At 63.8% G+C, this 15,620-nt stretch carries 9 protein-coding genes; 3 read left to right on the top strand and 6 right to left on the bottom strand.

What is annotated here, in order from left to right:
* Nucleotides 1-39 precede the first annotated feature (39 nt).
* A complete protein-coding gene (locus F4036_11040; GenBank protein ID MYK38274.1) occupies nt 40-1,710 on the top strand; it encodes a hydantoinase B/oxoprolinase family protein in 1,671 nt (556 codons plus the stop codon).
* Nucleotides 1,711-1,803: 93 nt separating this feature from the next.
* Entirely contained in the window at nt 1,804-3,087 is a 1,284-nt protein-coding gene (locus F4036_11035; GenBank protein ID MYK38273.1) for an MFS transporter, read from the top strand.
* Between the two features lie 8 nt (nt 3,088-3,095).
* Here F4036_11035 and F4036_11030 read toward each other — a convergent pair whose 3' ends face one another.
* Genes F4036_11030 through F4036_11015 form a run of 4 tightly spaced genes read right to left on the bottom strand, consistent with a single transcriptional unit; the run spans nt 3,096 to nt 10,971 of the window.
* Complete coding sequence (locus tag F4036_11030; protein MYK38272.1) at nt 3,096-5,825, bottom strand: AAA family ATPase; 2,730 nt, start codon at nt 5,823-5,825, stop codon at nt 3,096-3,098.
* Between the two features lie 50 nt (nt 5,826-5,875).
* Nucleotides 5,876-7,138: a hypothetical protein gene (locus tag F4036_11025; protein MYK38271.1), complete on the bottom strand. Its 1,263-nt coding sequence runs from the start codon at nt 7,136-7,138 to the stop codon at nt 5,876-5,878.
* Nucleotides 7,139-7,192: 54 nt separating this feature from the next.
* A complete protein-coding gene (locus F4036_11020) occupies nt 7,193-8,866 on the bottom strand; it encodes a hydantoinase B/oxoprolinase family protein (protein MYK38270.1) in 1,674 nt (557 codons plus the stop codon).
* Nucleotides 8,863-10,971, bottom strand: coding sequence for a hydantoinase/oxoprolinase family protein (locus F4036_11015; protein ID MYK38269.1), 2,109 nt, complete (start codon nt 10,969-10,971; stop codon nt 8,863-8,865). The genes F4036_11020 and F4036_11015 overlap by 4 nt, the downstream gene beginning before the upstream one ends.
* Nucleotides 10,972-11,100: 129 nt before the next feature.
* On the opposite strand from F4036_11015, the gene pepQ reads away from it, so the two are divergent.
* Nucleotides 11,101-12,438, top strand: a complete 1,338-nt coding sequence (pepQ, locus tag F4036_11010) for a Xaa-Pro dipeptidase (GenBank protein ID MYK38268.1) — start codon at nt 11,101-11,103, stop codon at nt 12,436-12,438.
* A 58-nt stretch (nt 12,439-12,496) separates the two neighbouring features.
* On the opposite strand, the gene F4036_11005 is transcribed toward pepQ, so the two are convergent.
* Both F4036_11005 and F4036_11000 read right to left on the bottom strand, forming a co-directional pair.
* Nucleotides 12,497-14,884 carry a TonB-dependent receptor gene (locus F4036_11005; GenBank protein MYK38267.1) on the bottom strand — a complete coding sequence of 796 codons (2,388 nt, stop codon included), beginning with the start codon at nt 14,882-14,884 and terminating at the stop codon, nt 12,497-12,499.
* Between the two features lie 79 nt (nt 14,885-14,963).
* On the bottom strand, nt 14,964-15,533 hold the full coding sequence (locus tag F4036_11000; GenBank protein ID MYK38266.1) for a nuclear transport factor 2 family protein: 570 nt from the start codon (nt 15,531-15,533) through the stop codon (nt 14,964-14,966).
* Nucleotides 15,534-15,620: the final 87 nt, after the last annotated feature.

The following is a 15,620-nucleotide window of genomic DNA, read 5'->3' as shown; positions in this document are numbered from 1 at the left end:
CTGAGCCGGCCACACGGTAGCGTTCGGGTGGCCGGCGATATGGATTCGTTCACCCAGGAACTCATTCAGGACTCGCTGACCGCGACCTCTGAGGAAATGTTCGCCGCCATGGCGCGGGCGGCCATGAGTTCGGTGATTTACGAGGTACTGGACTTCGGCGTTGCCATTACCGACGCGGAAGGCAACCTGGCGAGCGTGGGCGCCGGCATTCCGGGCTTCGTGGGAATGCTGGCGCCGGCCGTGCACGCGGTCCTGACCAGGCATCCCCGGCCGTCGATCCAGCCGGGCGACATCTTCATCGCCAACGATCCTTATGAGGGAGGCGTCAGCCACGCCAATGACGTGGTGCTGGCCATGCCCGTGTTCTTTGAGGGCCGGCTGATCGCGTGGACCGCCAACAAGGGCCATTGGGTGGATATCGGCGGCATGACTCCGGGCTCCATGTCGCCGGAGGCCACGGAGCTGTTCCAGGAAGGCCTGATCCTGCCGCCGCTCAAACTCTTCGAGGCCGGCAGTCCCGTCGAGGCGATATTCGAGATCATTCGCGCGAACAGCCGTTTGCCCGATCAGGCTCTGGGGGACCTGTGGGCAGGCGTGGCGGCGCTCAGGCTGGGGGAGCGAAGGCTGCGGGAGCTGTGCGGCAAGTACGGTCGAACCACACTGGTTGATGCGATCCGGCGCTACATGGACTACGGCGAGACCATGGCCCGCTATGGCCTGGCTTCGCTTCCCGAAGGCGAGTTCCGGGGCGCGGATCGGCTGGATGATGGCCGGGAGATCAGGGCGCTGATTCGAATAGGCCGCGGGGAGATGACCATCGATCTGCGCGACAATCCGGACCAGGACGACGGTCCCGTCAACGGCACTCGCGACGCCACACTGGTCGGCGCCCGGGCGGTCTTCAAGTCGATCACCCTGCCGGAGCCCTGGGCCAATGCCGGTTGCTTCCGTCCTCTGAAGGTCCTGACGCGTCCCGGCTCGATATTCGATGCGCTTCGTCCCGCGGCTGTGGGGCTCTATTACGAAAACAAGATGCGGTCCAAGGACCTGATCCTCAAGACGCTCGCGCCACACATGCCGGACCGGCTTCCCGCCGGCCACTTTTCCTCGATTTGCGCAACCGTGATTCGTTCGCAGACGCCGGGCGGTCCGGACTTGACTTTCGTCGAACCGCAGCTGGGCGGCTGGGGGGCAGGTCACGACCGCGATGGCGACAGCGCGCAGTTTTCCATTTCCCACGGCGATACGTTCAACTGCCCGGTGGAAGTCAACGAATCCCGCAACGGTATCCATGTGCGCCGCTACGCGCTGAATCCGGAAGCCGCGGGAGCCGGCCGGTTTCGAGGCGGGAAGGGCGTGGAGCTGCAGTACGAAATCGTCGGACGCAGAGGCTGGGTCACGGCCGGATACACGCGTTGCGCGGTCCCTGCATGGGGACTCGCCGGCGGTATGGATGGAACCGGAAACCGCATCGAGATCAAGCGGCGCGGCCAGGCACCGGAAGCTCGCGCGGCCTTCAACAACGCGGAACTGGCCAGGGGTGACGTGGTGCGGATCGTTACCGGCAACGGCGGCGGGTTCGGCGACCCCTCTCGCCGCAGCAGAGAACGCATCCTGCAGGACTTGCGGAACGGTTATGTGTCCGTGCGGGAGGCTGTGGAGACCTATCGAGTGGCTCCCGAAGTTGCCGCCGCTGCCGCGCAACCTTGAAGTCCTCTTCGATATTGAAATGAGCAGCCCGTGACCGGCGCGGACGGACATCCGCCTGTTTACCGCCCGGCGCGTTACTGGTACGTGACCGGTGTGCTGATGCTGGCCTACATGGTCTCGTACGTGGACCGTTCCATTCTTACCCTTTTGGTCGAACCGATCCGGCGTGACATGGGGTTCAGCGACATACAGATCAGCCTCCTGCACGGGCTTGCGTTTGCGCTGTTTTATTCGCTGATGGGCTTTCCGATCGGACGCATCGCCGACAGGCGTCATCGCGTCGGCATTATCGCCATCGGTATCGCGGTCTGGAGTCTGATGACGGCGGTGTGCGGAGTCGCCCGAAACTTCGTCCAGTTCTTCCTGGCCCGCGTGGGTGTCGGCGTAGGCGAGGCGGCGCTGAATCCGGCCGCGTATTCAATACTCACCGACTACTTTCCGCGCGAAAAGCTGTCGCGCGGAATCAGCACCTACGTGATGGGGACCTACATGGGGTTCGGCGTTTCCTACCTGGTGGGCGCCTGGGTGCTTGGCGTCGTGCAGGGCATGCCGGACTTCGAGATTCCACTGCTCGGCAAGTTCTATTCATGGCAAATGGCGTTTTTTCTGGTTGCCGCCCCCGGGATACTGCTCTTGCTGCTATTGATGACTGTTCGCGAACCCTGGCGCCGCGACCGTCTGTACAAGGACGGCCCAGGCGGAAAGGGTGTGCCATTTCGGGAGTTTCTAGCCTTCGTGAACACCAACCGGCGCACTTTTCTTTGCCACGCAGCCGGCTACGGGTGCCTGGGAGTGCTGGTCAACGGGATGGCCTTGTGGACGCCCACCTTCCTTGTACGAACTTACGGCTGGGAAATGATCGACGCGGGTGTCGCCTACGGCTCCATTCTTCTCGTATTCGGCGCCGGCGGAATCTACTGCGGCGGGTGGCTGGCGGACTATCTGCAGGCGCGCGGGCAGCGCACGGCCACCTTTCGCACCGCGGCGATCTGCGCTGTCCTCGCGATCCTGCCTGCAACGCTCTTTCCGCTGGCGAAAACCCCTTCCAACGCTTTGCTCGTCATGATTCCGATGGTGTTTCTTTCGGCCGCGCCCTGGGGCGTCGCGGTAGCCTCCATTCAGCAGATCACGCCCAATGAGTTGCGCGGACAGGTTTCCGCGCTGATGTACCTGTTCCCGGTCAACCTGATCGGTATCGGGCTGGGTCCCACCGCCGTGGCCTGGATTACGGAGCGGGGCTTCGGAAATCCCGGCGACCTCAAGTATTCGATGGCGATCGTGGGGTGTGTCGCCGGCTTATTGGCCGCCGGCATCCTCAGCGCAGGTGTCCGGCCCTTCCGCGAAAGTCTTCGCCGCGCCGAGCGCTGGAAGACATGAATGTCGATTCAGATCAGGTTGTGTTCGCGGGCGACCCGCATGGCTTCGGTGCGGCGGTTGACGGAGAGTTTGCGGAAGACGTTCTTCAGGTGGAACTTGACCGTGTGCTCGGTCATGTAGAGCGCTCGGGCGATTTGCTTGTTGGAGCGGCCCAGCGAGAGCTCCCACAGCACTTCCATTTCGCGCGGACTCAGGGAGACGCGGTTGGATGCATCGGGGCGCTTTTCAGCCGACTGCTGAATCAGGTTGATGGCTTCGCCCACGAAGCGCCGGGTTGCCGTTTCGCCGGGTTTTCTGCGCCAATAGCTCTGGGCATGCCTCAGCAGCGCAAGCATCGGGCCGGGTCTCGCGACCGCACCGGTCAGTCCCTCGGGCCTGGCCATTCGTATGGCGCGCGCCAGTTGCTCGAGGGCTTCCCGGCGCAGATCGAGCCGGTGAAGCTGCGCCGCGCGGGTGACGCGCACGCGCAGCAGCAGGAATCCCGCACCCAGTTTCCTGCAGCATTCTTCGGCGTCCTGCAAGTAGGCCTCGCCATCGGCGCGGTCCTTTTCTCCGCAATGGTTGGCAAGCGCCAGCATCGCGTGTACATGGTTGCGCCACCAGAAACGTTTCTCCCGCCACAACCCCGGGGGATGCCTGTCGCGCAGCTTCCGGGCAATCAGTCCGGCCGCCAGGCGGTCGCCTTTTTCGACCGCCACGTGCAATGCCATGGAATCCGCGTGCCGGTCGAGGCGCTCCATGGACCGCTCCCGCGCCAGGCGCCTTGTCCGTTCAATGATGCCGTTTGCCGCTTCGATGTCCCCATGGAGGAGCGCGCGGTCAACCGTGGTTTCCAGTCCCATCGCATAGATTTCGAACCACCCGTCGTAGCGCGCCGTGTGTTCGAGAGCCAACTCGAACCTTCGCCAGTCGTCTTCGGTGAGTTCGTTTCGCCAGAAAAGCAGCGCGCCCAGGGCCACGTCCGACAGCGACTTGAGCCCGCTGTCGCTGCCGAAGTTGTCCGACGCCATCGAACTGCTTTCACGGGCATCGGCGAGCGCCTGGTTGATTCGGCCCACGTGAAAATTGTTGACCGCGGCATGCACGTAGCAGTAATTGAGGCCGAGCACTGAGTTGGCTTGGCGCATGTAGCGCATGGCGGCACGCAGGGTTGTTTCGGCGGTCCGGAAGCGTCCGCAGTAGATGTGCGTCACCACTCTCTGGCAGGCAAGCACGCCGTCGGTCACGCGGTCGGGTTCGCCATTGGGCAACGCGACCTGCTTCTGCCCGATCGCGTCGTTAAGGGCGGTCTCATCGTCCTCGTAGGCGGAGAGCAGCGAGCCGATATTGAGCGCGTCGCGCGCAAACCACTTGCCCCATTCCGGGTCGCCATCGGTTTGTTCGCGCTGTGCGCAGGCGCGGTCGAAGTGGCCCCGGGCCGACGCCACGTTGCCCATCTTCAACAGCAGATAGGATTTTGCGATTTCAAGCCGCGGGAACAGCGTGACCTGGTCCTCGGGAATGAGGTTCAGGAGGTTGCGCAGGTAGCCGATCCCGCCGAACAGGATGAGTTCCCAGCCGCCCGCCGACTCGATAAGGTGCGCCGCCCTCGGCATGTCCCCGGCCAGGACGGCATGCCGCACGGCGTGCTGCGTATCGCCATCGTGCTCGAACCACAGCGACGCCCGCGCATGCAGTTCCTCCACGTGGTCGGCTTCGCGCTCTCCCAGCAAACCCGTCAGAAACTCCGCGAACAGGTGGTGGTAGCGATACCATTCGCCCTCTTCGTCGAGCCGCACGATCAGGGCGCTGAGGTCGCTCAGCGAGTGGAGTATCTTCGAGGCGTCGGCGCCGCCATACACTGCGTTGGCGAGCTCAACGTTGAACTGGTCCAGAATGGCCGTGCGGGTGAGCAACTGCTGGTGTTTCTCCTCCAGGCCACGCACGACCTGCTCGGAGAAGAAGTGCGCGATGTGTCCCTCGCTTCCGGTCATGGCGCGCATGTCGAACGAGCCGCCGCCCACGTAGGCCAGGCGGGCAAGCTGCACGGCCACCGGCCATCCCTCGGTTGTGGACTGAATGGTCCCCAGCACTTCTTCGTTGCGGATGTTGCCCAGGGCCTGCTGCATTTCGGCATCGGAAAAACGCAGCATCTCGGCGCCGATTTCAATTCCCCGCCCGGTAAGGCAGAGCTGCGCAACATTGAAAGCGGGCCGGTGACGGGAGCTGATGATCAGATGGAGGTTGCCGGGGGCATTGTCGATCAGCTTGTCCAACAATTGGTCGATCGATTCGGATTCCAGCCGGTGGTAATCGTCGAGGATCAGAACCACGGGTTTGCCGGCCGCCTCGACCGAAGACAGGAAACGGACCAGAGCCGACTCCAGCGGCAGTTCGGTAAGCCCCTGTTCCGCGAACATCTCGAGCTGGCCCAGGTCCACGCCCGCTTCCGCGAGCGCGAAGATGGAATAGCAGAGAAAGCGGTAGGTGTCCGCATCCTGTCCGTCGAGGGTCAGCCAGCCGGCTCTGCATCCGTCCGCTGACAGCCGCTCGCGCCACTGCGTCAGGAGCGTGGTCTTGCCGTAGCCGGCCGGAGCAATGACGATGGACGCCTGGTAGTTCAAAAGATCGTCGAGCGAGGCGACCAGGTCGGACCGCTCAAGCAGGGAATGATGTCCCAGAGGCGGTCTCAACTTGCCGCGCAGCACCCAGGGACCGGTGCCTTTCGCGCTATTGCCTGATGTTGTTTTAACGCCCATGTGCAAGGGACGACCGAACGGGGGTCGCAGGGAGAATTCAGGTTATCAAATCATGTGGAACGCACCAAGACGCCCGCACGACGAAAACCACCACCCGCAATCACGCTCAGCGCAGCCGCAACGACAATGGAATCGAGCGCGGCGACGGTGGTCAGCGTAAACAAGCCGAAATGGGAGCAGGCTCCTACACTCACTGCCGCGATCCAGGTTACCAGGGCCTTCAGCGCGAGGCGGGGACGCTTGCTCAATTCCACTTCGTCGAAGCGTTTGCGGAACAGCAGGGTGTCGACCAGGTAGATGCTTGAGATCGGCGGAATCGTGATCCCCAGCAGTACCAGGTACTCGATCAGGTAGTCGCCGGCCCCGGCCAGGGCCAGAAACGTACCGAGCGTCCCCACTGCCACAATGAGCACTCGCAGATCCAGGCGTCGAAAGACTGTTGCCAACGCCAGCGCCCCGGAATAGACCGACAGCACGTTCGAGGACCAGGCGGCCAGTATCAGCAGCAGAAAAGCCGGAATGCCGATACCCAGCGCAATCATCACATTCAGCAGGTCCGGTTCGTTATAGGCGATGGACGGAATGGCGGTGCAGAACAGGAGAATCGGAAACGAAATGGCCAGCGCCACGAAGGCCGAGCCCAGCGCGGCGCGCCTGGACCGCGCGAACCGGGCGTAGTCGGGCTGGATCGTCACTCCGGCGATGTAGCTGCCCACGATGGCCGAGATGGCGGTGGTGAGCGTCATCGGAGTTCCTCCGGTCGGTTCGGTCCATTGCTCCAGTTGCGGCAGTGACATCCAGGCCGCCATCATCAGGAAACCCAGCATTACGGGAACCAGTGCCAGGGCCAGTTTGTCTATGCCCTTGAACCCGGTAACGGTGACGGCCACGATCAGTCCGCCACCAAGGACCATGTAGAGCTCTACCGGCCAGTCGATGCCGAATACGCTGCGGCCCATCAGGTTGGCGGCTCTGCCGAACAGCGCGCTGGTTACGCCGAACCAGCCGATCAGGGTCATGGAAACGACCGTGCTGGCGATTCTTCCGCCCCAGCGTCCGAACGCGAATTCGTTGAGCATGTAGGCCGACAGCCCGGACTTCTGACCGCAGAGTCCGGTAAGCGCGGCCATCGAGCCGAGAATGAAACAGCCGCAACCGAACGCGATTGCCGCATCGCGCAAGCCGAGGCTGGCGCCGAGATTGGCCGCCATCAGGAACGCCGGCACCGCGATGGTGCCGCCCACGATCACGAACGCGATGTGCCAGCCCGTATAGGTGGCCGAGGCGGGGACCTGAGACTTGGAAAAATCCATCCGCCGGCGTTTTCGACTCCTGGGGTCAGAAAATCCGCGGAGCTGCGCGGCGCCTCATCCACTGAACCCGAACACGTCAGCCGCCCGCTCGCAGGTCAGATAGCCGTTCTTGATGTCCTGTTCGATGTGCGCGCGCTCGCGTTGCCTGGGATCGCCGTAGCCACCGCCCGTCGCCGACACCAGCCGAATGCAATCGCCTTGCTCCGCGCGCACCATCGTGCACATGGAGTAGCGCTCCTCTTCCCCGGACTTGCGCAGGACCTTGGCGTAGTTGGTGGATCCCTCAAGACCCTCCTCTATCGACCACGGACGCGCTTCCGTGCGGCTGGCGGCATAGGTGAGAAACACTTCCGGCGAGACTACGCGGTAATCGAGAACGACGCCCTTGCCGCCCCGGTACTGTCCTTCGCCGCCGGCTTCGTTGTGGAACGCGTATTGCTCCACCTGCAGCCCGTAGCGGGTTTCGAACAGCTCCACGGGCACGTTGTAGGTTTCGCCGTTTCCGCAGCAGAACTGTCCGCTGTCGCCGTCGACGCCGGCCGAGGCGCCCCAGCCGCCCACCAGCGGCTGACCCATGACGAACAACTCGCCGGTGTCCGGATGCATGCCGGAAATGAAATTGGCCCCCACCGTGCGCTGGTGTCCCGCCGACAGCCGGTCCGACATGGCCGGAGCAAGGGCCTTCCACATCACGTCGATGGCGGCGATCAGGGACTCGTAATACAGCGACACCGGCGCCGGCGAGGTTGCACTGATGACCGTGCCCTCCGGACAGATCACTTCGAGTGGCCGGAAGCAGCCGCCGTTAGCCGGGATTTCGGTGTTGGTGACGGCCTTGAACAGACAGCGCGCGCCGGTGATCAGGCCTGTGTAGGCGCAATTGATCGGCCCCTGGGCCTGCTTGCTGGTGCCGGTGAAGTCCGCGGTGATCCGGTCGTTTCCGATAGTCACCGTGCACTGAATTTCGAAGGGGCCGTTACCGAGGCCGTCGCCTTCCACAATGTCCGTCGCCTTGAAGGAGCCGGCCGGCAGCTTGCGGATCTCTTCGATGGTCATCCGTTCGCCGTAGTCGAGAAGGTCCTCCATCGCTTCCAGGACGGACTCCACCCCGTACTTGGCGGCCAGTTCCCGGATTCGGGCCGCGCCGACGCGCGCCGCCGCCACGCCCGAATGCATGTCGCCAATGGTGGATTCGGGAAGGCGGACATTGTCCCGAATGATCTGCACCAGGGCATTGTTCAGCTCGCCTCCGGAGTAGAGCTTGAGGAACCGGAAATGCAGCCCTTCCTGGTAAATCTCCGTCGATTCCGTCGATACGCTGCCGGGCTGGGCGCCTCCCACCTCGGTCCAGTGCGCCTTGTTGACCGTGAAGGCGATGAGCCTCCCCTCGTGGAACACCGGAACGATGATCACGACGTCCGAGAGATGCGTCCCGCCGCCGCAATAGGGGCTGTTGGTAATAAAAGCGTCGCCTTCGGCGATGTCTCCTGGTTCCGGATAGTGGTTCAACAGGTCCTGAACGGCCGTATCCAGCGTGGCCAGAAAGGCGGTGACCCCGTTGCCCTGGGCCAGGAGATTGCCCCTGGCATCCGTGGCGCCCACTGCGAAATCGGTGGTTTCATAGATGATGGGGCTCATGCTGGTGCGGATGACCGCCTCGAACATTTCGTCTCCCACCGCCACGATGCAGTCCTTGATGACTTCCCGATCGAATGACGTGGAACTCATGCTCGTTCTCCTGTTTCCTTGCCCGGTTGTTTCAGCTCGATGTGGTAGTTGCCGTGACGGTCCAGGGTTACCTTTCGGCCGGGAGGCACCGGAAGCGTCACCGAGGCCTCCTGGATGACTGCCGGTCCGGCCACACTCATGGTCGAGTCGAGCAGCCCCCCGTCGTAGATTCGCGCCTCGTGACGCCCATGCGGATGAAAGTCCACCTCGCGCGTGCCCAGCAGCGCCTCTTCGAGCGTTTTCCCCGAAGGCTTGCGTTCCGCAAGTTCCGGCTTGTCCACTTCCACCGTCGCCACCAGGTGAAAGTTGACGATCTGGACCGGGTTATCGAGCCGGTACGTGTAGCGTTGCTCGTGGGCCTGATGAAAATCTTCGGTCGCCGCCTCCAACTCCTGCTCCAGCACTTGCCCGCTCAGCTTCAGGGGCACCTTGACCGTATGCTCCTGGCCCTCGTAGCGCATGTCGCCATGCTGTTCGAAGGTCAGTTCCCGAGCGGTGGAAATGACTCCGTCGCTTACGTAGTCGTCTTCGGCCTTGTCCCGGAGCTGCGCGAACGTGTCGAGAACCTGCGGGTGGTTTTCGGCGTTGAAGTAAAGGGGCCGGGTCTGTACATAGTCGCGGCGCAGATCGGTCAGCAGCATGCCCCATGCGGAAAACACCGACGAATTCACGGGCACGATCACTTTGCGCACCTTCAGCTCTTCCGCCAGGGGCAGGGCGTGCATCGCTCCGCCCCCGCCGAATGCGATGAGCGCAAATTCGCGCGGATCGTGGCCCTTGTTGGTGGACACCAGCCGCAGGGCATTGACCATGTTGGCGTTTGCGATCTGCACAACGCCGCGGGCGATTTCCTCGCGGGTGAGCGACAGAACGTCCTCCAGGGATGCGAAGGCGCGATTCACCGACGACCAGTCGGGATCGACTTCCCCGCCTACGAAGCTGTCGGGATCGATACGGGCAAGAACCAGGTTGGCGTCGGTGGTGGTGACGCGCGTGCCACCCCGGCCATACGCGGCCGGTCCGGGGTCCGCGCCCGCCGACTGGGGGCCCACATGGAGTTTGCCTCCCGCATCCACCCAGGCTATCGACCCGCCGCCCGTGCCGATTTCGACGATTTCGGACACCGGCGTCTGGATCGGGTAGCCGGGGGACTTCCGGGTCTTCTCGATGTGATACTCGGTGGTTACGCGGACCCTGCCGTTTTCGACCAGTGCGCACTTGGCCGTGGTGCCGCCGATATCGAGCACGATCAGGTTGGGTTCGCCGATCAGCTGGCCCAGGTACGCGGCCGCAAATATGCCGCTGGCCGGCCCGGACTCGACCATCGCGATGGGGTTGTGCTTGGCGGCCTCCGCTGTTGTGATGCCGCCGTTGGATTGCATCATGTAGGGGCTGCGTCGGAAACCGCCCTGCTCAAGGCTCGCCTGCAGCCGCTCGATATAGGCTTCGGCTATGGGATGCACGTAGGCCGCCAGCACGGTGGTGTTGGTGCGCTCGTACTCTCGCCATTCGCGCGATACTTCGTGGGAAGCGATGACCGAAGCCTCCGGCCACAGGCGCCGGATTTCCTCGGCGGCGCGCTGTTCGTTGGAAGGGTTGATGTAGGCATGAAGAAAGGCGACCGCGATCGCTTCCACGCCTTCGCTCTTGAGGTAGTCGATCTGCTCGGGAAGCGAACTCAAGTCCACGGGCTCTTGAATTTCGCCGTGATAGGTCGTTCTCTCCGGAATCTCCAGCCTCAGGTATCGGTCCACGAAGGGCTTGGGTTTGCGGAAATTGAAGTTGAACAGATCCGGCCGGTTGCCCCGTGCTATTTCCAGCACGTCCCGAAAGCCCCGGGTCGTGATCAGTGCGGTCTTTGCTCCCTTGCGCTCCGTGAGCGCGTTGATGACCACCGTGCATCCGTGGGCAAAGAAATCAAGCTCGGAAGGTTCCAGGTCCAGCTTTTCGAGGCTCGACATGACCCCGACCTCGAAGTCCGGTGGCGTGGTGTCAACCTTCGAGCAACGGACCTCACCGCCATCCTTCCCGACGCGGTAGAGCACGAGGTCGGTAAATGTGCCGCCCACGTCGCTGGCCGCGCGCGCAATAGGCCTAACCTTCATTAGAACTAGGTTAGCGATCAATGCCCGCGAGGAAACCCACCCGTTTGGGCAGGTTGATCGATGCGGTCAACGATGCAATCTTCGGTAGACTCCGGCAAGTGCGCAAGTCAGCGCTGATGGAGGCCGCAAATGCCTGAAGGCTCCGCACCCGGTTCCTGGGCGTCCCTGTATCGCGACCATATCGCGGAGTGGGACAAGCGGGTCGCCAGCGCGTGCGGCGCATGCGGAGTTGACGGGGTCGTCGTGTTCTCGGGCGCAGCGAAGTATCGCCACCGGGACGATCTCGAGTATCCGTTCTTCGCCGAACCCTACTTCAAGGCCTGGGCGCCGAACGCGTATCCCGACTCCGCCCTCAAGATCGTTCCGGGCGAAACCCCGGTGCTGGTCTGGTTGCAGCATGAAGACTTCTGGCACATGCCGGCGCCCGAGCCTTCCGGATTCTGGGCCCAATACCTGGAGATTCGCAGCGTTTCGGAAAAGGGAGACCTGCTGAAGGAATTGGGCGGGGTGTCGCGGTTGGCCGGCATCGGCGAGGAAGCGCACGGAGCAATGGGATTGGCGAGCGTCAACGACAAGAAGCTGCTTACGCACCTGGATTACCACCGCGCCTGCAAGACGCGTTACGAGGTCGCATGCTTGGAGGAAGCAAACCGCGTGGCGGCGCCGGGACATGCCGCCACCAGCGAAGCGCTGACGGGACAGCCGTCGGAGTTCGAACTCAACGGCATCTATTGCCGCTCGTCGGGACAGCGCGAGTCGTCGCTGCCGTATCAGAGCATTGTGGCCCTGAACGAACACGCCGCGGTCCTGCACTATCAGAACCTCGACACGCAGCCGCCCGAGCAGTTCCGCTCATTCCTGATCGACGCCGGGGCCAATCACAACGGCTATGCGTCGGACATCACCCGCACCTGGACGTCCCCGGGCGATCCTTTCGCTGACCTGATCGCGTCAATGGATGCCTTGCAGCAGACGATTTGCGAGGAGGCCCGTTCCGGAACGAGCTTCATCTCGCTGCACGATCGCACGCATCAGTTGCTGGCCGAAGTGCTGGCGGAACACGGAATCATTCGTTGCGCCGCGGCGGAGGGTTACGAACGAGGCCTTACGCGCACCTTTCTGCCGCACGGACTCGGCCACCTGCTGGGTCTGCAGGTCCACGACGCCGGCGGCCGCCTGGAGTCGCCCGACGGAGCCGAGCGCAATCCCCCGCCCGAGCATCCGTTCCTGCGCCTGACCCGGACCCTGGAGCCCGGGTTCGTCGTGACCATCGAACCGGGCCTGTACTTCATACCCGCCTTGCTGAACGAGATCCGCGACGGGCCCCTCCGCAGTGCGGTCAACTGGGAAAACGTGGAACGGTGGCAGCCCTACGGGGGAATCCGGATTGAGGACGACGTGCTGGTAACCGAGACCGGCAGCCGGAATCTGACCAGGCCCGCATTGGAGCGCTGCGGCATCGCCTAGCGGATACGTGCCTTCGGGAACCGGAGTACCCGCTCCCGATCCTGCCGCTGAGCACGGTTCAGGAGCCGAAGCTGCGCCGCAGAGTCAGCCGCCAGTTTCGCTCCGGCCGCGCCAGCACGACCACATCGCCGAAGATCTGTGGGAAATTGCCCTGGAAATAGAGTTCGTCAAGCGCATTGTTGACTGCCAGGATTACGCTCCACTGGCGGATGGTCCACGAAACCGATGAGTTCGCCAGCGTGTATGCAGGAAGCCGCACGGTGCGCGCCACGCCGGACCAGGCGGGGCCTACACGGCTGACGCTTAACGTGAGCGCCAGGTCGCGCGCCGCCTGCCAGGTTCCACCGGCGCTGACCACGAATTCCGGCAGGGCGCCGCGTTCGCGAAACCGGGTGTCTCCCGCGGGCAGGACGGTCACCACGTGACCGCCGTGCTGGTCTTCGGGGGCCAGGCCGGTGATCGCCGGCGGCGCGAAAATGAACCGCCCGGTAAGCGGTTCGCGATAGATGCGCGAGCGCGTGGCGGAAAACAGCAATCCAAGACGTTCGCTCACGGCGGCGCGCAAATCCAGCTCCAGTCCCCGGCCCAGCACCGCCAGATTGGCGTCGGCGAACGCCGAATAGTCGACGCGTTTCTGCTCATACCAGGCCAGGGCCGCCTGCAGACGCCCGCCCAATCCGGCAAATTTCAGCCCCGCCTCCCGAAGCCTTGAGGTTCCCAGCGGCCCCTCCCTGACGTTGCGCACGGAAATCTCTCCGGATTGTCCGCCCAGGGACAGGGCCTGCTCGGCAACGGTGACGTACGGACGCCAGCCGCCCAGCGTCACGCTGACCGACACGCTCCACGAAAGCTTGCTTTGCACGGTGGACGCCGAGGCGTTCGGCGTGGCCGTCACGAGTGGCCCGGGGCCGTTGGTCGAAGTCAGGTCGTAGCGGTCCCAGCGCGCGCCGGCCAGCACCGACCAGCGCTCCATGAAAGTCACGTCCGCCAGCGCCGCCACGCCCAGGTTCAGCCATTCCGTGGCGACATCCGAAGTGTGGGCTTCCTCGCCTGGACTGGCGAAGGCCGAGTCGCGCAGGTCGAGCGGGGACGGCGGCTTGCTGATGTCCCTGCGGTTGAAGAACTCGTAGGAGAAGTCCTGGCGGGCCCGCGTGTCGTAGTAGCGCAGGTTGGGCGCAAGGACCAGATCCACGGTGAGCGCCCGGCCCAGTTCAAGACCGCGAAACACGGCCTCCAGACGCTCCTCAACCAGCACCGTGCGGTGCTGCTGCGAAAACCCGTAGCTGGCCACGATGTGCCGGTCGGCGTAATCGAGGAACAGCTTCTGGCGCAACGTCACCCGGCCCAATTCCGCGAACACGTCGAAGTAGGCGGCCAGAGACTCGGCCGCGCCGCTGTCCGACGGAGCGCAAAGGCAATGTTCGGCGCCGATCGGCACGCGCCGCAGCGTGTCCGGGTTGAGCCGCAGAGCCTGACGTTCGGCCTCGCTGGCGAACGTCAGGCCGGTCTGCCCGTAGGGCTGGAACACGGCCAGCCGATTGCGCGGGCTGACGGCCAGCACTTCGCGCTGGCTGATCCGTCCGTCGCGGTCGCTGTCCAGGTTCACCAGCGGCTCGCCGGACAGGTACAGGCCCTCGTCGATGAGCTTCTGATCGACGCGGTTCCAGCCGGCGTTCTCCGCGCCGCGCCAGCGCTGATACTGCTGCCCCGCTTCGATCCAGACGTCGCCGCGCAGGTCCACCACCAGGGTTCCCTGCAGCATGAGCTGCCGCTGCCCCGGATGTTCCCGGTAGTAACTTCCGGCGTCCTCCCAGAGGCCGAACACGTGATAGCCTGCCGGTTTTCCGAACAGGCGCGCGGGACCGCCACGCTGTCCTTCGAAGCCATAGCGATTCCAGGAACCGACTCGGACGGCCACGTCGCCTCTGGGCGCCTCGATGAACCGGTCCTCGTCGGCGCGTGCGGTCTTGGGCACCAGGTTGATGTAGCCCGAAATCGATCCCGCACCGTGGATGGGCGTGGCCGGTCCACGTACAACGTCCACCCGGTCGGCGGCCCGAATGAGCGATTGCCATCCTCCGGCGCTGACCAGCCGGCGCATGCCTCGAAAGTGCGTGTCGGCAAGGGCGCCCCGCAGGTCGATGCTGGCCGCCAGCCCGAAGAACGAGGCCGTATGGGCGCCCGGGATGATTTGCGAGAAGTCCTCTACCGTCTCGACGCCATGCCGCACGAGCAGCTCTTCGCTCAGGGACGCGGTGGAACGGGGAGTTTCCCACGCCGTCTTGTCGAGGCCGAAAACCGTATCGCCGATGGCGGCGTCCAGCACCCCGAACGGGTCGGCCGCGCCTTCGGGGAGCCGCTCCCCCTCAACCACCAGTTGCTCGATTTCCGGTTCCGGTTCCGGTTGAGCCGTCAGGGAGGCCGGCGCGAAAAGCGCGGCCGCCACGAAGGCTGTGACAGCGGATGTTCGCGCTTCGACCGCGCTCGGGCCTACTACGCGCATCTGAGCCGTTACGGCCGTCCGGCTATTCGCTGGCGGCTTTTTCTTGTGCCTCGGCCGTCCAGGCTTCCCTTACCGCACGCCCGCGCTCAAGCAGGGGCGTGAATTTCTCATAATCCACCTCCTTCTCCCTGAGCTTGTCGATATAGGCCGTGGGTGTCAGGGGCGACTCCGCCCAATGGATAAACCGCCATCCCTCGGGCTTCTTGCGCAAGACCGCGCTCATCCGGATTTCCTCGCCCAGGGCGCTCCTCCCTCGCATCTTCATTTCGAAATGCATGTACCACACGGCGATGGCCAGATCGTCGGCGATGAGCTTGACCGAAATGTCATACATTTCCTCGCGCAGCGCTTCCAGCACCGGGTTCGGCAGGGGCGGAGCCAGATAGGCCCGGAGCGGCTCCCAACCGAGGAACCAGCGTTCCTGTTCCTCGGCCAGGTAGAAGGGCACCTCTTCGTCCTGGTCCCAGAGGTCCAGCACCTTGCGGAAGTCCTGGGTGTTCCAGACTTCCGCGGTGTGGTGAATAAAGGCCTTTATGGCTTCGATTTCGTCTTGCTCGGCAGCCTGGGCCGAATCGATCGAATGTGCAGTCATGGTCAATGCCACTCCCAATAGAAAAGTCGCCCGCAGCGACGCAAACACAGTGATACGCACAATTTTCCCCTTGCCGACGCCAAAACG

It is taken from the genome of Gammaproteobacteria bacterium (genome assembly GCA_009845905.1).
GTDB lineage: Bacteria > Pseudomonadota > Gammaproteobacteria > Steroidobacterales > Foliamicaceae > Foliamicus.
The sequence above is the reverse complement of the archived record's forward strand: the minus strand, read 5'-3'. Positions and strand labels throughout refer to the sequence as shown.